This window comes from Nostoc sp. FACHB-190 (assembly GCF_014696905.1).
Lineage (GTDB): Bacteria > Cyanobacteriota > Cyanobacteriia > Cyanobacteriales > Nostocaceae > Nostoc_B.
In genome coordinates this window covers 63891-86738 of the sequence record NZ_JACJQW010000014.1, presented here as the reverse complement: position 1 = coordinate 86738, position 22848 = coordinate 63891, and the positions used below count along the sequence as shown (strand labels likewise).

The 22848-nt window shown below is 42.0% G+C and carries 17 protein-coding genes; 9 read left to right on the top strand and 8 right to left on the bottom strand.

Annotated features, from left to right (window positions below):
• Positions 1-18: 18 nt before the first annotated feature.
• A complete protein-coding gene (locus H6G28_RS16805) occupies positions 19-1080 on the bottom strand; it encodes a YheT family hydrolase (RefSeq protein ID WP_190672439.1) in 1062 nt (353 codons plus the stop codon).
• Between the two features lie 154 nt (positions 1081-1234).
• On the opposite strand from H6G28_RS16805, the gene rpaA reads away from it, so the two are divergent.
• A complete protein-coding gene (gene rpaA, locus H6G28_RS16800) occupies positions 1235-1966 on the top strand; it encodes a two component system response regulator RpaA (RefSeq protein WP_190592212.1) in 732 nt (243 codons plus the stop codon).
• Positions 1967-2685: 719 nt separating this feature from the next.
• On the opposite strand, the gene chlP is transcribed toward rpaA, so the two are convergent.
• Positions 2686-3942 (bottom strand): geranylgeranyl reductase, encoded by a 1257-nt coding sequence (gene chlP / locus H6G28_RS16795; protein ID WP_190592213.1) that lies wholly within the window; start codon positions 3940-3942, stop codon positions 2686-2688.
• A 333-nt stretch (positions 3943-4275) separates the two neighbouring features.
• On the opposite strand from chlP, the gene yidD reads away from it, so the two are divergent.
• Positions 4276-4782: a membrane protein insertion efficiency factor YidD gene (gene yidD / locus H6G28_RS16790; protein ID WP_190672436.1), complete on the top strand. Its 507-nt coding sequence runs from the start codon at positions 4276-4278 to the stop codon at positions 4780-4782.
• 36 nt (positions 4783-4818) lie between these two features.
• On the opposite strand, the gene H6G28_RS16785 is transcribed toward yidD, so the two are convergent.
• Positions 4819-5085, bottom strand: coding sequence for a type I-MYXAN CRISPR-associated protein Cas6/Cmx6 (locus H6G28_RS16785; protein ID WP_242054601.1), 267 nt, complete (start codon positions 5083-5085; stop codon positions 4819-4821).
• Positions 5086-5365: 280 nt separating this feature from the next.
• Between H6G28_RS16785 and mutS the strand changes: the two genes are divergently transcribed.
• Positions 5366-7975 carry a DNA mismatch repair protein MutS gene (mutS, locus tag H6G28_RS16780; RefSeq protein WP_190672434.1) on the top strand — a complete coding sequence of 870 codons (2610 nt, stop codon included), beginning with the start codon at positions 5366-5368 and terminating at the stop codon, positions 7973-7975.
• A gap of 447 nt (positions 7976-8422) precedes the next feature.
• Here the strand turns inward: mutS and H6G28_RS16775 are convergent, their stop codons facing one another.
• Together H6G28_RS16775 and H6G28_RS16770 are read right to left on the bottom strand one after the other, a co-directional pair.
• Entirely contained in the window at positions 8423-10348 is a 1926-nt protein-coding gene (locus tag H6G28_RS16775; RefSeq protein WP_190672432.1) for a sensor histidine kinase, read from the bottom strand.
• Between the two features lie 88 nt (positions 10349-10436).
• A complete protein-coding gene (locus H6G28_RS16770; RefSeq protein WP_190672430.1) occupies positions 10437-12212 on the bottom strand; it encodes an SWIM zinc finger family protein in 1776 nt (591 codons plus the stop codon).
• Between the two features lie 509 nt (positions 12213-12721).
• On the opposite strand from H6G28_RS16770, the gene lpdA reads away from it, so the two are divergent.
• The 5 genes from lpdA (at position 12722) to nifV (ending at position 18218) form a co-directional block, all read left to right on the top strand.
• Complete coding sequence (lpdA, locus tag H6G28_RS16765; RefSeq protein ID WP_190592218.1) at positions 12722-14149, top strand: dihydrolipoyl dehydrogenase; 1428 nt, start codon at positions 12722-12724, stop codon at positions 14147-14149.
• Positions 14150-14323: 174 nt separating this feature from the next.
• On the top strand, positions 14324-15211 hold the full coding sequence (gene trpC, locus H6G28_RS16760) for an indole-3-glycerol phosphate synthase TrpC (protein WP_190592219.1): 888 nt from the start codon (positions 14324-14326) through the stop codon (positions 15209-15211).
• Between the two features lie 214 nt (positions 15212-15425).
• Positions 15426-15677 (top strand): DUF5340 domain-containing protein, encoded by a 252-nt coding sequence (locus H6G28_RS16755; protein ID WP_190592220.1) that lies wholly within the window; start codon positions 15426-15428, stop codon positions 15675-15677.
• Positions 15678-16114: 437 nt separating this feature from the next.
• Positions 16115-16621, top strand: a complete 507-nt coding sequence (locus H6G28_RS16750; protein ID WP_190592221.1) for a phosphate-starvation-inducible PsiE family protein — start codon at positions 16115-16117, stop codon at positions 16619-16621.
• A 481-nt stretch (positions 16622-17102) separates the two neighbouring features.
• Positions 17103-18218 carry a homocitrate synthase gene (nifV, locus tag H6G28_RS16745; RefSeq protein WP_190672427.1) on the top strand — a complete coding sequence of 372 codons (1116 nt, stop codon included), beginning with the start codon at positions 17103-17105 and terminating at the stop codon, positions 18216-18218.
• Between the two features lie 48 nt (positions 18219-18266).
• On the opposite strand, the gene H6G28_RS16740 is transcribed toward nifV, so the two are convergent.
• The 3 genes from H6G28_RS16740 to H6G28_RS16730 all read right to left on the bottom strand — a co-directional run bounded on the left by H6G28_RS16740 (position 18267) and on the right by H6G28_RS16730 (position 21096).
• Entirely contained in the window at positions 18267-18443 is a 177-nt protein-coding gene (locus tag H6G28_RS16740) for a hypothetical protein (protein WP_190592223.1), read from the bottom strand.
• A gap of 536 nt (positions 18444-18979) precedes the next feature.
• The gene (locus H6G28_RS16735; RefSeq protein ID WP_190592224.1) at positions 18980-19519 is read right to left on the bottom strand and encodes a hypothetical protein; all 540 of its coding nucleotides are present in this window, start codon (positions 19517-19519) and stop codon (positions 18980-18982) included.
• A 221-nt stretch (positions 19520-19740) separates the two neighbouring features.
• On the bottom strand, positions 19741-21096 hold the full coding sequence (locus tag H6G28_RS16730; protein ID WP_190672424.1) for a helix-hairpin-helix domain-containing protein: 1356 nt from the start codon (positions 21094-21096) through the stop codon (positions 19741-19743).
• Positions 21097-21361: 265 nt separating this feature from the next.
• Here H6G28_RS16730 and gatA point away from each other — a divergent pair, with 265 nt between their 5' ends.
• Entirely contained in the window at positions 21362-22819 is a 1458-nt protein-coding gene (gene gatA, locus H6G28_RS16725) for an Asp-tRNA(Asn)/Glu-tRNA(Gln) amidotransferase subunit GatA (RefSeq protein WP_190592226.1), read from the top strand.
• Positions 22820-22848 lie beyond the last annotated feature (29 nt).

Here is a 22848-nt window from a genome sequence, read left to right as displayed (position 1 = left end):
GGAGTCAGAAACCACAATTTAGGATGACCGTTGATTTTCCAGCCATTGCAAAATTCGATTCCAAGCCCACCAAGGATCAGGGTCTTGCGCTTGGAACTGACACTCTTTGCTACTTAAATAGCCGACATGACCCCCATAACGGGTGAGTAGCAAATCTAGGGCGGAATTTTGGCCACAGGCGGCTGCTAATTCAGGGACGATATCTGGATGAAATAAAGGATCATCCGCAGCGTAGATGATTAAAGTTGGTTTCTGGAGTTCTGGTAACAATTGGAGGGCGCTGCTGGCTTTGTAGTATGCCTCTACACTGGGAAAGCCCAGCCTTTCAATTACTAGTTCGTGGTCAAAATCCCAAATGGTGTTTGTTCTTTCTATGGCTTGAGGGTCAATAGTTCCAGGATGAGCATCATGAATTCGCCAAGCGAGTTTTTTTAATTCACGCACAATACTAGCTTCTATGAGTCTACCAAAGCGGTCTTTGGTGAGGTAGGTGAGCGATCGCAACGAATCCAAACTCGGACAAATTACTGCGCCACCACCAATATCGCTATATTCGATACCCAAATTTTCATTACCCTGGGTTAATTCCCCAGCTGCTTTAATTCCCCACAGGGCTAATTGTCCCCCCAAAGAAAACCCCATAAACCAAAATTTGCTGGGACATCCCATCGCCGCCGCCGCCGCCGCCAAGCGCACAAAATCTTCACCCTCATACAATCCGTCAGATGTTAAAGTCGGTGACAAATCTGCCGTTCTACCGTGCGCTCGCCAATCAAATAACACCACAGCATAGCCTTGAGAGTATGCTTTGCGTCCTAACAACCGCAAAGACCATTCTTGGTCTAACTCGCCCGTAATTCCATAGGTGGCAATGATTGTACTATGGGCATTGTCGGGAATTGCTACCCAAGTAAAAATCGGCACACCTTGTCCACCCATCAATATTGTTTTATGATAGGGCGGCTCTGGTTGAGCAACTGTACTTTCCCAGTAACGTTTTCCCCAAAAAGCGGTGTAAACAGTCATTGCTAGACCATTTTGTAAAAATTTAGCTGGATTGTAGGGCGGGTAACACATCATTTTGCAAATTTCGTGTATCTTAAGTTTTGTTTTTCATGAATTAGTTTTAATATTTATGTTAGATTTAAAATCTTTTTTATAATCAAGACAGAAATCTTTGTATTCACCAAAGATTCTTATTTTTCCTTAAAAAGTAGCAATAATTTTTTTAATAATGCCGAGGATTCTAGTCATAGACGATGACCCAGCAATTTCCGAGCTTGTTGCCGTCAATTTAGAAATGGCTGGCTATGATGTCAGTCAAGCTGAAGACGGTATCAAAGGTCAAGCTTTAGCTCTCCAGCTACAACCAGACTTGATTATGCTCGATCTCATGCTGCCCAGAGTAGATGGATTTACAGTTTGTCAACGCCTCCGTCGAGATGAACGGACTGCGGAAATTCCCGTGTTGATGCTGACCGCCTTAAGTCAGACTCAAGACAAAGTAGAAGGTTTCAACGCCGGCGCAGACGACTATCTCACCAAACCATTTGAAGTTGAAGAAATGCTGGCGCGGGTAAGAGCTTTATTGCGCCGTACTGACCGCATTCCCCAAGCCGCCAAGCACAGCGAAATTCTCAACTACGGCCCCTTAACCTTGGTTCCTGAAAGGTTTGAGGCGATATGGTTCACTGAGACAGTGAAACTGACCCATTTGGAATTTGAGTTACTCCACTGTTTACTGCAACGCCACGGACAGACAGTTTCTCCTAGCGAAATTCTGCGCGAAGTTTGGGGTTACGATCCTGATGATGACATTGAGACGATTCGAGTTCATATTCGTCATTTAAGAACTAAACTCGAACCCGATCCCCGCCATCCTCGCTACATCAAAACCGTATATGGTGCAGGATATTGTCTAGAATTGCCCAGTCTGCCTGCATCAGCTGAAGGCGCTTCTGCATAAGTGGTTGACTAACGCAATCTATTCCTTGACCTCAGCCCTAAATTTGCCGAATTCATCATGTTGTGTGTCATGCTGTGGGGAATGAGGTTTAGTGGTTTTACCAAGGAAAACTCTAATTTCGCCTGCTTGACTCTACAGAAAGCTACCTTCCAATAGACATCCTTTTGTGGGGGTTGGTGCTTAGTAGGCGAATGCTACTCTATTAGTACTACAGTGCTAATTAATCGCCACGAGTCCAATAGCACTGCAATCAGTCAAAAATTGGCATTCTCTTGAAACAATTTTGAGGGAATGCCAATCAATTTAATGTAGCAAAATATATGCTTCACGCCGTGTGCAACTTTCCCTCAAACCTAACCCCCAACCCCTTCCCTACAAGGGAAGGGGAGCAAGATTCAAAGCCTCTACGCCACTTGCTTCAAGTCGGGAAACCCGCCCAACGCAGTGGCTCCTCCTTTCAGGGGAGAGGTTTGGAGAGGGGTTTCAAAAATAAGTCGCATATCGCGTTACGTTACTATTCACAATTCACATTGACTTCTGACTTCTGACTTCTAGCTTCTGCGTTTTTAATAACCAAAAATTACAGAGGAGCCGAGGTACAAATTAATTCACAATGGACTAATTGCCATTGGAATTATTTGCACTTCTTCTCCTCTGTTATGTTTTTCACCTTGTTCCGATTGTGATACCAAATGGTTAATTTAAAATCCAAAATGGTATTAGGGAGCAAGGGCGTTACCGCGAATTAAGCTACCAAGGGTTTTGGCAGTAATTTTCAGTTGGGTAATGGGGTTAGCGGGGACAACTGTTTTGTATAGATAGCTGTCGAAGGTGAGGCGCTGTACATCCATGTCAGCACACATTTCGACGAATGCTTCACGGGTTGCATCAGAACGATAGAACACGCTCTGCAAAATGTCTAACACTTTGTAGGTGAGTCCGTATTTCTTATCCCAACGCTTGATATAGATTTTGAGGTCGTTTTCTGTGGGGATGCGGCTACCGTTGTTGGAAGTTTCCACAATGGTTTCAGCACACATTCTTCCAGATTTAGCGGCAAAGTAAATTCCTTCCCCAGAAGACTTAGTAACGTAGCCAGCAGCATCTCCAACTAAGGCGATGCGACCAACGACGCGACGAGGACGGGGATGTTCAGGAATGGGATGCGCTTCGACTTTGATGATTTTACCGCCTTCGAGTTTTTTGGCAGCACGAGCGCGGATACCTGCTTGCAATTGTTTAATACTGGCTTTATTGACGTGCATTGTGCCAGTACCAACAGCTACGTGATCATATTTGGGGAATACCCAAGCGTAGAAGTCGGTGGAAACGTCATCGCCGACATACATTTCGGCTAAGTCGTTGTAGTACACCATTTTGTCTTGGGGTAAGCGAATTCGCTCTTGGAAGGCGATCGCATAATTATAATCCCCAGCATCCATTTCTTTGGCAATGCGGGAATTTGCCCCATCCGCCCCAATGATTAAATCTACTTTCAGGGTTTTTGTAATACCCTGCACGCCGCCTTCAGTATGGTCGACGTAATGAATTGTATAGGGGTCGGTATTATTTGTGGGTATATCGACTTTATGAACAGTGGCGTTAATTAAAGTTGCACCTAATTTTGCCGCGCGATTCCGCAAAAAGCCATCGAGGACTTCGCGGCGACACATTCCTATATATTCTTCTTGATTTACCAGGTTAATATCAACCTCACGATTGGAAGGCGAAATCATTTTCATCTTCCGCACCCGGCGATCGATAATCTCTGGTGGTAGGTCAAATTCACCCACCATACAAAGGGGAATAGCGCCCCCGCAGGGCTTGGCATTGTCCAGCTTGCGCTCAAACAGGTAGGTTTCAATCCCAGCTTTTGCCAATGTTTCGGCGGCAGATGAACCAGCAGGGCCTGACCCCACAACAGCAACCCGTAGTGTCAAAGGTCTTCTCCCAATCTTGACATTTACCGAAAGCATCCTACCACGGTCTTTTGGCTGATTTGGCGCTCACCCTCTCAGTTTTGACAGAAATGCAATATTCCTTAATGTTTCGATACAAAACTAGGGAGTAGGGAGTGGTGAGTGGTGAGTAGGAAGTCTATGGTAACGATTGTATGGAATTTAGGAATAGTGATTCACTGTGAAGAATTGGGAATACTCTTTTTTACTCCCTATTCCCTACTCCCTATTCTCTACTCCCTATTCCCTACTCCCTACTCCCTATTCCCTACTCCCTATTCCCTACTCCCTATTCCCTACTCCCTATTCCCTACTCCCTACTCCCTACTCCCTACTCCCTACTCCCTACCTATGCAGATTTCTTTACTAGACTCTTTCACCCGCCGAGTTAGCGTTAGTGTGATTACTGGATACCAAAAGCATATTTCTCCCCACAAAGGCTTTGCTTGCGCCCATAGGATTTTATATGGGGGCGAATCTTGTTCCCAGTACATCAAGCGCGTAATTGCCCAAGACGGTTTGAGGGTGGCGTTAATCAAGTCCCGTACCAGATTTCAAGCTTGCAAACAAGCTAATTTAATTTTGCGTTCCCAATTGGATGATTCTGAAGATGCAGAATTAAAAGATGAAGCAAATACACAGCCAGCAAAAAAAGACAATGGCAGTAATAATTCTCAATCTTCCAATACAAGCTGTAGCAGTAATGATAGTGCTTACTGTGTAGATTGTGCTGATTTAAGTTGCAATTGTGCTGATATGGCTAATATCTTGAGTGATTGTGATTTCTTTCATTGTCACGCTGTAGATTGTAGTGGCGCTGATTGTGGCTTTCTTGATTGTGGTAGTTGTGGTAATTAAATAATCTTCAGAATTCAGAAGCCAGAAGTCACAATACTATGAGACACTTTCTGAAGAAATTAATGGTTTGTAGTCGGGAATATCTAGTTGATAAGAATTTTGACATATATGGAAAGCTTGACCTGCTAAATAAGGATAAATTAAAGGAATCTGTTGATGATGAATCCGAATTTTTAGGCGAGATTGAGCAGTGAGTTCAAGCAAATTGTTCCTGTCCGAAATTCCTGCGATCGGATGAATCCCAATGTTGTCTAGTTCGTGAAGGATAGGACAAATCCTGGACAATGCGCTATATCCTTCCATTTTGGACTAGCGGCAAAGTTATGGTTCCAGGCTGTCAATTTCATCCAGTATTAGCTGACGCAGGAATGAGGTTTATAGTGTTGTTGACGGCAAAGTTATGCTTCCAGTTGCGGCAAAGTTATGGGTAAAGTCACACTTCACTCTTCACCAAACCTTTGATTTTTCGTCTTATTGCATAAGTCCTAAAATAAAAAAAATCTTGAGCGATCGCAAATCAACACCACATCACGCTATCATCGAGTATTGTGGCTTTTGCGTGTGTGAATCCTGGCATCTATCTATGACCGCTTCTGACTCTGATAACCAGTCAAAGGAATCTCTTCAACCCCCTGCGCCTCACGCGGACACGCGACTGGTAGACCGCAGTAAGCTGAGTAAAATGTATCAGCATTATGTGGAAATCAAAGATAAACATCCCCATGCTTTGTTGTTATATCGGGTAGGCGATTTCTTTGAAACTTTTTTCCAAGATGCTGTTACTGTGTCGCGGGAACTGGAATTAGTTCTCACCAGCAAGCATGGCGGCGAAGTAGGACGGGTGGCGATGACTGGTGTACCGCACCACGCTTGGGAACGCTACAGCACCCAATTGGTCGAAAAAGGCTATGCAGTGGTGATTTGTGACCAAGTAGAAGATGCTTCCGAAGCTGTGGGTTTGGTAAGGCGGGAAGTCACACGCATCCTCACCCCTGGCACTTTGTTAGAAGAGGGAATGTTAAAATCTAGCCGCAATAATTATTTAGCGGCGGTGGTAATTGCGGGGAATCATTGGGGTTTAGCTTACGCAGATATCTCCACGGGGGAATTTCTCACAACCCAAGGTAGCGATTTAGAACACTTGACGCAAGAATTAATGCGCTTGCAACCTTCCGAGGTGTTAGTTCCCACCAATGCACCTGATTTGGGTGTGTTGCTGCGTCCGGGGGAAACCTCGCCCCATCTTCCCCAATGTTTACCGCCATCATTTTGTTATAGTTTGCGATCGCAAGTACCCTTTTCTCAAGGGGAAGCTAGAAGTAAATTATTGCAGAAATTTAAGGTGCGATCGCTCGAAGGTTTAGGTTGTGATCATCTTCCCTTGGCTGTGCGGGCGGCTGGCGGTCTTTTAGAATATGTGGAAGATACCCAAAAGGAAAATAGAATTTCCCTGCAAAGACTCCGCACCTATACACTCACAGACTACTTAATTATTGACCATCAAACCCGCCGGAATTTAGAAATTACCCAAACCGTTCGGGATGGTACTTTTCACGGTTCTCTACTGTGGGCGTTAGATAGAACTAGCACCGCAATGGGAAGTCGGGCTTTACGACGTTGGTTATTACAACCCCTACTGGATATTAAAGGTATTTGGGCGCGGCAAGAAACAATTCAAGAATTAAAAGAAAATACACCACTGCGTCAAGATTTGCGCTATTTATTACGGCAAATCTACGATTTAGAACGGCTGACAGGTAGGGCGAGTTCGGGAACTGCTAACGCGCGAGATTTAATCGCTTTAGCGGATTCTCTCTCGCGTTTGCCAGAATTAGCCTGTTTAGTTGCTGATGCTAGTTCTCCCTTCTTGAAAGCTTTGCAAAAAGTCCCGCCAGTCTTGGAAGAATTAGCCCGAAAAATTCAAGCCCACCTCGTCGAAGCACCGCCCATTCATTTAAAAGAAGGGGGCTTAATTCGTCCTGGTATCAATGTATTATTAGATGAAAGAAAAGCGACTGTTGAAGCAGATCATCAATGGATTGCCAATTTAGAAGTTGATGAAAGGTCAAGAACAGGTATTCCGACGCTGAAGGTGGGATTTAACGAAACCTTTGGTTACTACATTAGTATTTCTCGCACCAAAGCCGACCAAGTACCCGCCAACTATATCCGCAAGCAAACCCTCAAGAACGAAGAACGCTACATCACCCCAGAACTCAAAGAAAGGGAAGCGCGGATTCTCAGTGCGCGGGATGATTTATATAAGTTGGAATATGAGATTTTTGTGGCGTTGCGGGAAGAAGTCGGCGAACAAGCCGAGGCTATTCGTCAACTGTCTCGCGCAGTGGCGGCGGCGGATGTATTATGTGGTTTAGCCGAGTTAGCTGTGCAGCAAGGTTACTGTCGTCCCGAAATGATATCAGGGCGAGGACTAGAAATTGTAGATGGTCGTCACCCAGTGGTAGAACAGTCCTTACCTGCGGGTTTCTTCGTCCCTAATTCCACATATTTAGGGAGTGGGGAGTCGGGAATTGGGAGTAGTGAAAAAGCCCCACTCCCCACTCCCCACTCCCCACTTCCTGACTTAATTATTCTGACTGGGCCGAATGCTAGTGGTAAAAGTTGTTACTTGCGTCAGGTAGGGTTAATTCAATTGATGGCGCAAATTGGGAGTTTCGTCCCGGCTAAATCTGCCAAACTGGGAGTATGCGATCGCATTTTTACCCGTGTTGGTGCTGTAGATGATTTGGCAACTGGTCAATCTACCTTTATGGTGGAAATGAATGAAACCGCCAATATTCTCAACCACGCCACATCAAAATCTTTAGTATTATTAGATGAAATTGGACGCGGAACAGCCACCTTTGATGGTCTTTCCATTGCTTGGGCGGTTGCAGAATATATCGCTACCGATATTCGTTCCCGGACAATTTTTGCTACTCACTATCATGAATTAAATGAGTTAGCAGCGATGTTACCTAATGTGGCTAATTATCAAGTCACCGTCAAAGAATTACCAGACCAAATTATCTTTTTACATCAAGTCCAACCAGGAGGGGCTGATAAATCTTACGGTATCGAAGCGGGAAGGTTAGCTGGTTTGCCTGCGGTGGTAATACAAAGAGCAAAACAAGTTATGGGCGAAATTGAGAAACACAGTAAGATTGCGATCGGGCTGAAAAATTTAACTTGAGTGTGGCGAGTAATGAGTAAGAGGAACGGAACCCAACATTCATGCCTACTTTGTTGGGTTACGCTATCGCTCCACCCAACCTTGTATATTGAGGGAAGTAGTAGACCGTCCCAACCTTTGTCACAATAGACCGCTATGTAGCACGGGTCACTACAAAAATCTAATACCAAATTAAAAAATGATTGCGACAAATGGATGGCTCAAAAGCTTACCAATTAACCCTTACCCAATCCAAAATCTAAAATCTAAAATCCAAAATGGTATAAGTTGTTGCCTTAACTGAACTGTATTGACCTATAGGACTCATATTTGATTTATGAAAAAAATCAGTACACCCAGATCAGCCGTCTTTCCTACTCCCTATTCCCTACTCCCCATTCCCTATTCTCTGCTTACACAACTAGATTCAGGAATCAAACCGTATTCCTATATAACCCATAACCTATTTCAAGCCGCCAGCAAGCTTTCCTGACTAATTGGAAGTATAATTACAAATTCTGTACCTTTACCGACAGTAGAATGACATTCCAATTTCCCCTGATGTTTTTCAGTCACAATCTGATAACTAATAGATAAAGCCAAACCTGTACCTTTGCCAACAGGTTTAGTAGTAAAAAAGGGATTAAATAGTTGCTTTTGTGAACTTTCAGAAATCCCAATTCCATTATCAATAATGCGAATAATGACTTGTTGATTAGCAGTAAGTTCAGTTTTAATGTAAATTTTGCCTGTACGTCTGTCTTGAGTTGGCGACAAATTAACAAAAGACTCTTGTATAGCATCAATCGCATTTGTCAGCAAACTAATAAACACCTGATTCAGTTCTCCTGCATAGCATTCTACCAGTGGTAAATCAGTATATTCCTTGATAACTACAATTTCTGGATGGTTTGGTGTCGCTTTGAGTTGGCTTTGTAAAAACATGAGTGTACTATCAATACCTTCATGGATATTAACCAGTTTCATTTCTGCCTCATCTAAGCGAGAAAAATTCCGCAGAGACAGCACAATTTGTTTAATTCTTTCAGCCCCAACTTTCATCGAATTGAGTAAATTTGGCAAGTCTTCTTTCAAGAAATCCAATTCAATGGTTTCTGCTTCATCTTGAATTTCTGCTACTGGTTCGGGATAGTGATGTTGATAAAGTTCTAAAAATCTGAGTAAGTCTGCAATATATTCTTGGGCGGGTTCAATATTACTATAAATAAAACTGATTGGGTTGTTAATTTCGTGGGCTACTCCGGCAACTAATTGACTTAAACTAGACATTTTTTCAGCTTGAATCAACTGAGCTTGAGTTTGTTTTAATTCTTGTAAGGCTTGCTCTAAATCTTGTGCTTGTTGTTGTAATGTTTTTTGTTGTTGACTGAGCATCACAACTTGAATTTTCGCTTTTTGAGATAGTTGTATTTGTCGCCAAGCGATAATTGTTCCTATCGCCAGCAGTCCACCTAATATTGAAGTTAGTAAATTTAGTGCTTGGAGTTGAGATTCGATATTTTCTCGCGGGATAACTAAAGCAATTGACCAATTGGCTTGTTTGAGATGAACATAAGCAACATATTGGTAAGTCCCGTCAATAGACATCAATTCAATTCTTTCCTCTTTGTTTACCATCCGCCGAGCTAGTTCCGCCAAGCTAGAGTCGGTTGATTTGAGAAAACTGGGAGCAGGTTTTTCTTTGGTTGACATCACTTGCGGATGAATAATTGGTTCTCCCTGAGAGTTAAGTGCAAAGGCATAACTCAAATTACCGTAACGCAGTTTGTTGACTACTTGAGTAATTCTGTGTACTTTTAAGCTACCGTTAATCACGGCAATGGGAGGACTTTTAAAATCGTAACTTTGACGGATAGGCGCAGCAATTGCAACAGAAGGAATACCTGTAGTCCTACTGACAAAGGGATCTGATATATTTGTTTCTCCTGCTAATGCTTTTTGAATAAAATCGCGATCGCTATTTGTGGTGTTGCTTTTACCTACCTCAGTGTTGTAATAATAACCGTCAGGTAGTGAGAGTGAAATTTTAAAGAAATCATCAGTGCGCTTCACTTCTGACTCTAACAATGGTTCAATCAATTTCCAATTTAAGGAACGGGCGGCATCTGTATTCGCAATAGTTTGAATTGTGGTAGAGCAAATCGCTAACCACTGATCAATTTCATCAGTTCCTTGGCGGACTTGTAATAATGCTTTTTCTTGAAGTTGTTGAATAATTAGCTTTCTAACCACCAAGTAGCTAGTCAGACCGACAATACCTATTGCTAATGTACAAGCAATCAAAATTAGTGGGGTTCTAATATTAGGTAGTTGTGTGCTGGGTGTGGGTTTGGATTGGCTAATTTTGAGGGCTTTGGGGAATAAAGAGGACATATAGGTATGACTGTAAAGCTTTAGTGAGACTCATTACCTATAGTTCCCAGAGCATTCAGCTGATAAACATCAATTGATGAACTTAGAATTATTCCATATCTCGTCCTTGCAACATTCCCATCAGTTTGCGCTTGCGTCCGTGGATTTCCATTAACTTGGCGCGATAATTTGACCAGTCGGTTTGTTTGTTTGACGCAATGTAAGCAGCACGAGCTTTTTTGAGCCATTCAACTGCGGCATCATAATATTCAGCTTTCCCGGCATTCATAATTGCTTCCGCAAGGCGACAAGCATGAGTAATTACCCATTCAGGACGATGGGGAATGGCAGCATCCATCACCCGATGAATAATGTCAGCATAATAGACATTGAGATCATTAGCGATCGCGATCGCATCATCAATCAGTCCTTCATGTAAGAAAATATCGACTTTGATGGGGGCAGTTTCCCAACCACTATAAAGCCGGAGAATTTTCAACAAATCAGGTTTAACTCTCAGCCATTCTTCCCCAGCCAAATCTTGAATATCTTGGTATTCTTCTAAAGAAGGATGTGCCTGAAAAGCTAGTTTTTTGGCTTGCAAAGCTGTGGTTTGATCACCTAACTTCTGGGCTAAATCACTTGTCCATAAACCCAAGTCATATTGACAATTTCCCTTTAATTGCAAACCAATTTGAGCAATATGCAAAGCTTGTTGTAATGCCCCTTGTTCTTGCAGAGTTTTACCCAAAGCAAAGGCTTCTTCCATTGAATTCATCTCTGTTTGGGCAGCTTCTAAGGCTTCTTCTACCCTGCCAAGTCTCCCCAACATGGTTAAATATTGCCGTGTTTGTCCTTCTGCTTCCGCTAAATATAAATATTCTTGATAACGTTCTTGGCGTTCCAGGATTTTCAACCGAATTAAAGCTAAATCATCGGCATAATCGGGAATGGTTGTTTCCCAAACTCCCCGTTCACTAATTTTGCCTTGCAGAACTTCTGTGAGTTGTGGGTAATCCCAACCTTGGCGCAAAGCTTCTAAACTTAAGCCAAAATCCACATCCCATTCATCTTGCCAAACTTCCAAATTGACTTGGATATCTACTTTTTCTTCGGGAGTCAAGTCAGCAGTCAGAATAGCTTCACACCAAGCATTATTTAATTCCCAGGCGATTTCATCATAGTCTGCACCATACTCGGCGACTTCATACCAATTTTCGATACAGGTAGAAGTAATCGCCTCTAAAATTGCGATCGCTTTATTTCCTTCTCCCCGTTCAATCAAGTCTACCGCCGACTGTACTAAACCCAGCAATTCCTCGGCGATGGGATCTTCTTCACAGCCATCCTCCAGATAGCGCACACCATCGTGAATAATCTGCCGTACTTGTCGCCGAAAAGCACTGGTGTCAATCGCATTTTGCCGCAAAGCTTTGAGCTTTTTTGTCTGGGGTAATGGATTTGTCATCCAAGTAACATGACGATCAATCGTCTCGATCAATTGGGGATGTTCGGCGACCAATTCTTGCACTAGTCTTTGCGTCTGCACATGATCCAATCGATCAAGCAATTGCTCTAAGGTCGGACGATGTTCAATAATCTCAGGTTGGCGCACACAGACAAGCAACGTTGCCACAATGTGTTTACACCATCCGTCAAAATTGTAGGCACAAGTGCAATTAGCTGAGGTTAAACTATGGCCATCAAAACTGAGGCTGACACGATAAGGTCTAGCTTCACTGCCATCAACTTCTGCGTGTAATAGATTACCACGGCGAGTGATGGTATCTACAGCACCAGATTCAAAATAAGCCTCACCCCGTTGGTAAGACTTGGCGTTGGCATAACGACGGATGGTAAATTCACTGATTTTGGGAATAGACATCGGGCAGACGAAGTGCGAAAATCCTATGGGTAAATGAATTTTAGATCCAGGTTGGCTTTTCGGCTCATACTGATTTTGAATTTCCAGCCATAACCATTAGGCTCTTACTGAAATTTCAAACATTAGGATACTAGTACAATAAAGCTGCTGATAAAATCTTTACCTCAAAAGTAGTTTATTTACACAATTGAGTACTAGTATTTTCTAATACTTATTATCTAAGTTTAATTGTCCAAGTTATTGCTAAATCAAAGCACAAGCAGCTTACCAAGGTAAAAATAATCAGTTTTGATCAACCTGAATCGGCTATTATAGCTTTCCAAAAAAATTAGCCATATCAGTATAAAATTCAATAAGTGAATAATGTTTACTAAAATTGTCAATAAAGTTATCTCTTCGCTTGCTAGGGTGAACGATAATAGTTGATTTAGCCATTCCCAACTCTTTGGGGTTGTCAGAATAGCTAGTCGAATTGAGAATAAATAGGCGAAGCACACGGGGAAACTAACGTGAGTCAAGGATTTGATTACGATTTAGTAATTATTGGCGCTGGTGTAGGCGGACATGGCGCAGCCCTACACGCGGTAAGCTGCGGTCTGAAAACAGCAATTATTGAAGCAGCTGACATGGGCGGAACCTGTGTTAACAGGGGCTGTATTCCCTCTAAAGCATTGCTGGCAGCAGCAGGACGTGTGCGGGAGTTACGTAATGCCCACCACCTCAAGTCACTGGGCATTCAAATTGGTCATGTGGAGTTCGATCGCCAAGCGATCGCGGATCATGCAGGCAATTTAGTCTCGAAAATTCAAGGCGATTTAACCAACAGCCTCAAGCGTCTAGGCGTAGATATCATCCGGGGTTGGGGAAAAATTGCGGGTACTCAAAAAATCACTGTCAGTGGCGATGGCAGTGAAAAAACAATCACCGCTAAAGATATTATTCTTTCTCCTGGTTCAGTTCCTTTTGTTCCCCCAGGCATTGAAGTTGATGGCAAAACTGTATTTACCAGCGACCAAGGCGTAAAATTAGAATCTCTCCCGCCTTGGGTAGCAATTATTGGTAGCGGTTACATCGGCTTGGAATTTTCTGATGTCTACTCGGCTTTGGGCAGTGAAATCACTATGATTGAAGCCCTAGATCAGTTAATGCCAGGATTTGACCGCGATATCGCCAAACTCGCAGAACGGGTATTAATTACGCCGCGTGATATTGAAACCAAAGTCGGTATCTACGCCAAAAGAGTCATCCCTGGTTCACCAGTGGTAATTGAGTTAGCTGATTTTAAAACAAAAGAAGATTTAGAGGTGATTGAGGTTGATGCTTGCCTAGTAGCGACAGGACGCATCCCCGCCACCCAAAACCTTGGTTTAGAATCTGTGGGTGTGGAATTAGACAGGCGGAATTTTATCCCCGTCGATGATCGCATGGCAGTATTGAGTGCGGGTGAAGTTGTACCCCATCTGTGGGCAATTGGTGATGCCAATGGCAAAATGATGCTGGCTCACGCTGCCTCGGCTCAAGGTATTGTAGCGGTAGAAAATATCGTCGGGCGATCGCGCACTGTAGACTATCGCAGCATCCCCGCCGCCGCCTTCACTCACCCAGAAGTTAGCTATGTCGGTTTAACCGAAACTGCTGCTAAGGAATTAGGACAAGCAGAAGGTTTTGAAGTCGGCACAAGTAAGAGTTACTTTAAAGGCAACTCCAAAGCTTTGGCAGAAAACGAAGCCGATGGTATCGCTAAGGTAATTTATCGCAAAGACACAGGCGAAGTTTTAGGTGTTCACATCTTTGGAATGCACGCCTCTGACTTAATTCACGAAGCCTCAGCCGCCGTGGCGAAGCGTGAATCTGTCCACACCCTCGCCCATCTAGTCCACGCCCACCCCACCCTCTCGGAAGTTCTAGATGAAGCCTATAAACGGGCTGTAGCCTAATAAAGGCAAAAGTAAAAAGTGAGCCAGCGAGGTCTTGGGGGTTTCCCCCATGAGCGACTGGCGAACTCCGAAGGAGGCAAAAGGTAAAAAGTAACAATCTTTACTTTTTTACTTTTTACTTTTTACTTTTTACTTACTACTCAGCACTCAGCACTCAGCACTCAGCACTCAAATATGCAAATCCGTCGTCGTCAACCAAGTCCAGCTATTGATGTATCTATATTGCGCTATCAAGTTGCTTTACCAGATGCCAAACCTAACAACATTTTGGAAGAAATTGTCTGGCAAAAAGAAACTGAAGTTGACCAACTGCGGGAAAAAAAGCCTTTAATAGAACTGCAAAAGCAAGCACTTTCCGCACCGCCAACTCTGGATTTTGTCGCCGCCCTCAAACAAGGTAAGACAAAACCAGCGTTGATTGCAGAAGTGAAAAAGGCTTCACCGAGTAAAGGTGTATTACGCGAAGATTTCGACCCGGTGGCGATCGCTTTATCCTACCAACAAGGTGGCGCTAGTTGTATTTCTGTGTTGACAGATGTGAAATTTTTTCAAGGCAGTTTTGACAACTTAGCGAAAGTCCGAGCCGCAGTTGATTTACCATTATTGTGTAAGGATTTTATTATCTATCCTTACCAGATGTACTTAGCTCGTCTCCAGGGTGCCGATGCCGTTTTATTAATTGCGGCAATTTTAACTGACCAAGATTTACAGTACTTTATCAAAATTGCCAAAGCCTTAAACATGGCAGCATTGATTGAAGTCCACAGTCTAGAAGAACTCGACCGGGTATTGGCTTTAGATGGTGTCTCTTTAGTGGGCATTAACAATCGCAATCTGGAAGATTTCACCGTAGATTTACAGACAACTTGTCAACTTTTACAAGCTAGGGTTGAACAATTACGCGATCGCAATATCGTGGTTGTTAGTGAATCTGGTTTACACACACCTGATGATTTGACTGTAGTTGAACAAGCAGGTGCAACGGCTGTGTTAATTGGCGAATCTCTAGTCAAACAACCAGACCCAGAATTAGCGATCGCGCAAATTCTACCCAATCATTAATCTAGGTGAAGCTATCGTTGCTCTATTGAAACAGAGCAACGATAGCATGTTATATAAACAACATACTATTTACCGTACTTTCCCCAGGGTTTGCAAAAAATTTATCGTTAAAAACACCCATGCCTTAACCAAAGGTTCATTTTTTATGTAACAATTCATGGCAAGAGACAAACTCTAACTAACACAAATTATACATTTATAATATTAAAACCACATGGAGCAAATTCCTCTACCGTCACCCATCCACTACGAATTAATACTCCAACTTTTAGAAAGACAAACCTTGTTAGCCGTTAATCAAAATCCCGATTTGCGACATCAGGTAAATCAACTCATCATCACCCTTCGCAAAGCAGCAGTCCAGCAAAAACGGCTAGAAGAAATTTGTGAGGTGACATCTGTACCTGTTGATCACCGTTGGTCACTCAACCATCATATTGCGGAGAAAGTGGTTGTACCTGACTGACGCGGATTTTCAGCGATTATTATTTGATTCATAAAATATGAGGTTCATATCCCCGACTTCTTGCAGCAGTCGGGGATATTGTTTTTAAATTGAAAAACTAGATTTTATCCAATACGGTTCGGTTAAGATCCCCCCGCCTACGGCGACCCCCTTAAAAAGGGGGTAAAAGATAATTTTCAGCCCCCCTTTTTAAGGGGGGTTGGGGGGATCTCAAAATACTAAAACGTTAACCGAACCGTATTGAGATTTTATCAATAAAAAATATAGTTTTTGTCAATAAAAATACAGGTTTAAAAATCTTTTTTTTGCTGTAGATAATATAACAAAATAGCTCAAAATTAGGTTAACAAATTCCCGGAAATAGTCAAATATTATTAATTTTTTTATTCTTAAATTGCCTATCATGGAGATCAGTAAATCAGGCTGTGGAAAAAATTATGCCAAAGCGTGTAATTAAAGAAGTGAATAGCTGGTTTGAGCGAGAGCGAATTGTCAGTAACCTAGAAAGATTTCAAGACTTTATTATTGTTTCACTCTGCCTTGGCTTGTTCTGCGTGATGCTGATCCGGCTAGGAGATATGTTCTTTTCCTTTTTACACCCCTTAGATTTACGAGAAATCACATCTGATATTCTGTTTATTTTGATTCTAGTTGAGTTATTTCGTCTACTGATTGATTACTTACAAAATCAACAAATATCAGTAGGTGCAGCCGTTGAAATTACCATAGTTTCGGCATTACGAGAAGTAATTTTACGTGGAGTATTAGAAATACCACAGAATCAGCTTTTTGGTATTTCGACATTTTTATTAGTTTTAGCTGTAATTTTCATTACCATACCTTTAATTTCTCGCTTGTTTGGCCATGTTACCAACCACAACCATGAAACCTTATCAGATACAGAAATAGTTGCAAATAGAACTGTAGCTGCTGATGAAATATGATGAGCATTGCAGTCTATAAATACCCCTTACCCGGATTTCTCACTACACCTTTCAAAGCCTGTGCAGGGGAGCAGGGGAGCAGGGGAGAATGAAGGTACTCTCTCCCCTGCCCCTCCGCACCTCTGCCCCTCTGCCCCATCAAACGCCTGAAGCTTGTGAGAAATGCGGGCTTAGTCAGTAGGAATTAGAGGATATCTGCTGTTATTTCAGCAAAATAAGTATTTAATTTATACTTATTTTGCAGTTATTTTTATCGAATTTTGATTATATTTAGGACTTACGCACCAAGATTGTCTGTGGAGGTGGGGTTTAGGGGTGAAAGGGTATGGGGTGTAAGGGTTTGGAATACTTACACCCTTAAACCCTCATACCCCTGCACCCTGTTCTAAAACCTTATTTTTTCGTTTTTTTGCGTAAGCCCTAATATTGACTCAAGCTGGGGCTAAAAAGATAAATCTCTTTTTTTGGAGAAATTTCACAAATGAATCAGGTTGTCATCAATGACACAACATTACGTGATGGCGAACAAGCAGCAGGTGTCGCTTTTAACTTAGAAGAAAAAATTGCGATCGCCAAATTTCTCGATGCAATTGGTGTACCAGAAATTGAAATTGGGATTGCGGCGATGGGTGAAGCCGAACAACAAGCGATCGCCACAATTGTTGATTTAAATTTACAAGCTCATCTGTTAGGCTGGAACCGCGCCGTGATTTCTGATATACAAGCTTCCATCGCTTGTGGTTTAAAGCGTGTACATATATCTATTCCCGTCTCTGCAATTCAAATTGGTGCAAAATTTCAGGGAAACTGGCAATTAGTCTTACAAAAACTCCAAGATAGTCTGAACTTTGCTTTAGACCAAGGACTGTTTGTTTCCGTAGGTGGAGAAGATTCCTCCAGAGCCGATGAGCAATTTTTGTTAGATACAGTACTTGCAGCGCAAGAATGGGGTGCATCACGGTTTCGCTTTTGTGACACCGTAGGTATTCTCGACCCATTCACCACTTATGACAAGGTAAAAAAATTAGTCACATCCTTGTCTATACCCGTGGAAATGCACACTCACAATGATTTTGGGTTAGCTACAGCCAACGCCTTAGCTGGTATCAAAGCTGGTGCATTATCTATCAATACTACAGTTAATGGTTTAGGAGAAAGAGCCGGAAACGCAGCTTTAGAAGAAGTTGTTATGGCGCTCAAACATCTATCTAAGATTGATTTAGGCATAGACACCCGACGTTTATTAGAAATATCGCAACTAGTAGCTACAGCCTCCGGTTATGGTTTACCCCCGTGGAAAGCAATAGTCGGCGAAAACACCTTTGCTCATGAGTCAGGTATTCATGCTCATGGAGTCATACAAAATCCCCATACCTACGAGCCATTCGCACCCGAAGAAATTGGACAAGAACGGCGTTTAGTTGTAGGTAAGCATTCTGGCCGCCATTTATTATCAAATGTGCTGCAACAACATGGGATTATTCTCAATAGTGAAGAAACACAATCTGTTTTAAATGCAGTGCGACAAGAATCAACCCAGAAAAAGCGCAGCCTGACAACACAAGAGTTGTTATCTTTAGTCGGAGTGAAACAGTAATCAGCTTTTGTTGGGTTTCGCTATTGCTCCACCCAACTTACTATTGTCTTATCCAAAATATCTTGGGTTAGTGTTAACTATCGCTATAGGTGTTGAGTCAATTTGACCAACAGGCGCAGGCTTCATGTCTCGATAATCAAGAAATTGGACAAGAATTAGATAAGCAATAGCCAGCAATACAGAAATTGCACCTGTAATAATGGCAACTATTTTAGAACGATTCATCAGTAATCCTATGATGTAGACTTTTTGCTGTTCTCAATATCCACATTGCCACAAGATACGCAAATATTGGTACAAGTTGATAGGGGCTAGAGGCTAGAGGTTAGTACAAAAAGGCAAAAGTAAAAAGGCAAAAGTAAAAAGGCAAAAGTAAAAAGTAAGAATATTCATAACACAAGCTTTTTAGCAATCTCTTATGGTCTGTTTATCTACGCCAACCTGTACTAGATAAATGTAACTTATTGGGATGAAAAACGCTGTAGGTGTAATTTAACCCTTCTATTTATATGCAAATACGGTTCAGATAAGAAAACGAAATTACAACAAAACCAGCCAACGATAACTCAACAAAAAACGACAAAATGATTTTGGAGGGGGTTTGGGGGACGCAACCGTCCCCCAATCGGGGGCTTGGGGGAGAATCCCCCAAATCTTGCTCATTGTCTCATAAAACATTAGAGACGCGGAAGTTCGCGTCTCTAAGAATGTAGTATTAACATAGGATATAAATTAAATAAGTAAAATAACTAAAAGAAAAGTTAAATGGTGCGTTTGTAACTTCTCCGCCACTTTTCTAGCTGATCAATTGCAATAGCCTTAGTAACTACATTCATCCCGTTGCCGCGCCATTCTACTTCGGAATCTGTTGTAAAAACACCACATTCTAACTGATTCAGTTGAATATCCCAATATTCACTAAATCTATTTTTTAAAGTAATGACTTGTTCAAATACTTTGTTTCTGTGTTTGTTGCGTCTTTTTCTTTCGGTTGCGCCTGTTGCTTCTGTATCAATAAATTTCGTTTCGATGAGAAAGAGATTACCTTGTAACGTCAGATAAACAAAATCACATTTTCCTAAATCAGTGTAATCTGCTATTGGTGATTTTTCAAATAACAACAATTCACAGCATTCAGGAAACAAATTTTTGATATTTAAAAATAAATAAGCTTGCAAAAGTAGTTCCTTATCATAAGGAAAAACGATTACCCCTTCAAAAAACTGTTTTATATCTTCTTGGGTTTGTGGTTGAATTTTTTTACAATAAGAAACAAATCGATGTAAATCATTGGCAATCATCAAGCTCTAACTCCTTCACTTAGCAAATCTCCAACTCTCCCTAGCATCAAAAAATACCACTACAACCAAGAAATCATCATCCGCGTAAGTCACTAAAAAAACTAACTTATTACAGTATTACTACGGTGTTTTACTGTTGACGAAGGCATATTTAACATATCAAGTAGTTTCAGTTTTAAAAAACAAGTAATTTTTCTTACCCAAGTTTCATATATTTCTGATCAACTACTAGTTAATTGTTTTACATGAGCGAGAAATCTGGCATTTTGTAGTGCGAGAACAGTCGAGCGAGAATCTTGCACCCAAAATTGTCTGCCAAACCGGACAAGTTGCCGAGAACTACCAGCTTGTACAATGCCAATGACAGGGACTTTGGCTTTTTCTCTGTCACCTGATATTTCTTTTAAAATTGTACGTAGGCGATCGCGTTCTTCAATTGTGATCGCTTGTTGGGGAGTAAGTTCTACCATCACCAGTTGCACTGTTTCCACTGGTTCGACATCTTCCACAATTAATTGTACTTGTTCATCACGTCTATCGACTTTACCCCAAATAATTAATCGGGCATCAACTTCTAGGGCAAGGCTCACCCGTTCATAAGTTTTAGGAAAGACAACAGCTTCTAATTGAGCAGTTAAATCTTCTATCTGCAAAATTGCCATCGGGTCGCCTTTTTTGGTCATGACTTTTTTGACATTATTTAACATCACAACTGCACAAAGTAATGTGTCTTCTTTCTGCTCACCGAGTTGTGATAAATTAATTGGCGCTAAAATCGATGATGAATGTTTAATTGATTTGAGTGGATGATCTGAGACATAAAATCCCAACAATTCTTTTTCCATCTGCAACTTTTTCTGCGGCGGAAAATCTGGGACAGGTTGGGCTTTGGGTACAGAATCAAAGACATTATTGGTAGTTTTGGTAGTAGATGCAGAAGCAAATCCACCGCCTAATAAGTCAAATAAGTTACCTTGACCAGTTGCTCTATCTTTAGCGCGAGATTGCGCCCAATCATAAACAAGTTCGAGGTCTTTGATTAATTGGTGGCGATTTGGTTCAATTTTGTCAAAAGCACCGCAATAAATCAGTGATTCTAAAGTACGGCGGTTAACTGCACGCAAGTCAACGCGATCGCAAAAGTCAGATAATGATTTAAACGCCCCTTGGTCTTCCCGCGCTTCTAAAATACAAGCGATCGCATTCTGTCCCACATTCCGAACAGCAGAAAAACCAAATAAAATCTTGTCGCCCACTGGTGTAAAATCTATACCAGAACGGTTAATATCCGGCGGTTCGATTTGAATATTCATACTCAAACAAGTCGAAATATATTTCTGTACCTTGTCTGTGTCACCACTGTTAGCCGTTAACAGTGCTGCCATATATTCTAATGGATAATTCGCTTTTAAATATGCTGTTTGATAAGTGACATATCCATAAGCAGTAGAGTGGGATTTATTAAAGCAATTAGAAGCGATGAAATTATTTTTAATGACAAAATTATGGTCTTGTTCTACCCCAATGTCATAGACATTTGACAGACCAACCGATTTACGAGTAATTATTTTAACCATCTTTCTTTTCCCCGCCGCCAACTTAATAAAAGCGAATATTATTACTTTAATGAGTCATCAACAGACTTAAAAGTTTACTTCCCTAACTGCTACTCATCTCCTCTTACACGACAATAACTGAAATTTATAGCTAAGTTAATAGTCTAAGTTTTATAATTTGCAAACATCCAGTTATCAAGTATATAGTTGCTGTTTTGGGGAAGGATGACATACTTACCCGCAATATGTACTAAAATCAATGATTTGAGTTACCAAGAGAGCAGTCATGGCATCCATACGCGAGTTGCACGAACAGCTAGTTAAAAAAGAACGTTCCGCCGTTGAAATTACCCAAGAAGCTTTGGACAAAATTCAAGCTTTAGAGCCGAAATTACACAGTTTCTTGCATGTAACAGCACAACAGGCGTTAGAGCAAGCTCGTGCTGTAGATGCCAAAATTGCTGCGGGTGAAGAAATTGGCTTGTTAGCAGGGATTCCCATTGGCATCAAAGATAATATGTGTACCAAAGGAATCCCCACTACCTGCGGTTCCCGGATATTGGAAAATTTTGTGCCACCCTATGAGTCTACAGTGACACAAAAATTGCTAGATGCTGGGGCTGTCACGGTGGGCAAAACCAATTTAGATGAATTTGCAATGGGTAGTTCGACAGAAAATTCTGCCTACCAAGTTACAGCTAACCCGTGGGATGTAACGCGGGTTCCTGGTGGTTCATCTGGGGGTTCAGCCGCCGCCGTTGCTGGGGATGAATGTGTGGTTTCCCTGGGTTCTGATACTGGTGGTTCAATTCGCCAACCCGCTTCTTTTTGTGGTGTCGTCGGTTTGAAACCAACCTACGGACTTGTTTCACGCTACGGTTTGGTGGCTTACGCTTCATCTTTGGATCAAATAGGCCCTTTTGGACGCTCTGTAGAAGATACCGCAATTTTGCTGCGAGCGATCGCAGGCTACGACCCCAAAGATTCCACCAGCCTGAAAGTAGACATTCCCGACTACGCAGCTTCCCTCAAACCAGACCTCAGAGCTAGAAAAAAGCTGCGAATTGGGATAATTACAGAAACCTTTGGTGAAGGCTTAGACTCGGTGGTGGAGACGGCTGTTACCAAAGCCATCGACCAATTACAAATGTTAGGCGCTGAAATTCATACAATTTCTTGTCCTCGTTTCCGCTACGGTTTACCGAGTTATTACATCATCGCCCCATCGGAAGCATCAGCCAACCTCGCCCGTTACGACGGCGTGAAATACGGCTTACGCACACCCGATGCAGATAATTTACTGTCAATGTACAAGAGTACCCGTGCTAGTGGCTTTGGCACCGAAGTTAAACGCCGAATTATGATTGGCACTTACGCCCTATCGGCTGGGTATTATGATGCTTACTATCTCAAAGCCCAAAAAGTCCGCACCCTGATTAAACAAGACTTTGAAAACGCCTTTAAGCAAGTTGATGTGTTAGTTACTCCCACTGCTCCCACCACAGCATTTAAAGCCGGCGAAAAAACCACAGATCCTTTGAGTATGTACTTAAATGACCTGATGACCATTCCCGTCAATCTCGCTGGCTTACCAGGGATTAGCGTACCTTGTGGTTTTGATGACCAAGGTTTACCCATCGGCTTGCAAATCATTGGCAATGTCTTAAGAGAAGACCAAATTCTGCAAATAGCTTACGCTTATGAGCAAGCAACTAATTGGCATCTACGCAAGCCAGTATTGTAGTGCTAACTAAGGCTGTATGTGAAGAAGGG

Coding starts and splice junctions, on each gene's coding strand:
- H6G28_RS16775 (WP_190672432.1), bottom strand. CDS start 10,348: ATGTCCTCTTTATTCCCCAAAGCCCTCAAAATTAGCCAATCCAAACCC.
- H6G28_RS16770 (WP_190672430.1), bottom strand. CDS start 12,212: ATGTCTATTCCCAAAATCAGTGAATTTACCATCCGTCGTTATGCCAAC.
- H6G28_RS16735 (WP_190592224.1), bottom strand. CDS start 19,519: ATGATTGCCAATGATTTACATCGATTTGTTTCTTATTGTAAAAAAATT.
- gatA (WP_190592226.1), top strand. CDS start 21,362: ATGGCATCCATACGCGAGTTGCACGAACAGCTAGTTAAAAAAGAACGT.
- mutS (WP_190672434.1), top strand. CDS start 5,366: ATGACCGCTTCTGACTCTGATAACCAGTCAAAGGAATCTCTTCAACCC.
- H6G28_RS16750 (WP_190592221.1), top strand. CDS start 16,115: ATGCCAAAGCGTGTAATTAAAGAAGTGAATAGCTGGTTTGAGCGAGAG.
- H6G28_RS16740 (WP_190592223.1), bottom strand. CDS start 18,443: ATGAATCGTTCTAAAATAGTTGCCATTATTACAGGTGCAATTTCTGTA.
- H6G28_RS16755 (WP_190592220.1), top strand. CDS start 15,426: ATGGAGCAAATTCCTCTACCGTCACCCATCCACTACGAATTAATACTC.
- H6G28_RS16730 (WP_190672424.1), bottom strand. CDS start 21,096: ATGGTTAAAATAATTACTCGTAAATCGGTTGGTCTGTCAAATGTCTAT.
- rpaA (WP_190592212.1), top strand. CDS start 1,235: ATGCCGAGGATTCTAGTCATAGACGATGACCCAGCAATTTCCGAGCTT.
- H6G28_RS16805 (WP_190672439.1), bottom strand. CDS start 1,080: ATGATGTGTTACCCGCCCTACAATCCAGCTAAATTTTTACAAAATGGT.
- yidD (WP_190672436.1), top strand. CDS start 4,276: ATGCAGATTTCTTTACTAGACTCTTTCACCCGCCGAGTTAGCGTTAGT.
- nifV (WP_190672427.1), top strand. CDS start 17,103: ATGAATCAGGTTGTCATCAATGACACAACATTACGTGATGGCGAACAA.
- chlP (WP_190592213.1), bottom strand. CDS start 3,942: ATGCTTTCGGTAAATGTCAAGATTGGGAGAAGACCTTTGACACTACGG.
- trpC (WP_190592219.1), top strand. CDS start 14,324: ATGCAAATCCGTCGTCGTCAACCAAGTCCAGCTATTGATGTATCTATA.
- H6G28_RS16785 (WP_242054601.1), bottom strand. CDS start 5,085: ATGGAAGGATATAGCGCATTGTCCAGGATTTGTCCTATCCTTCACGAA.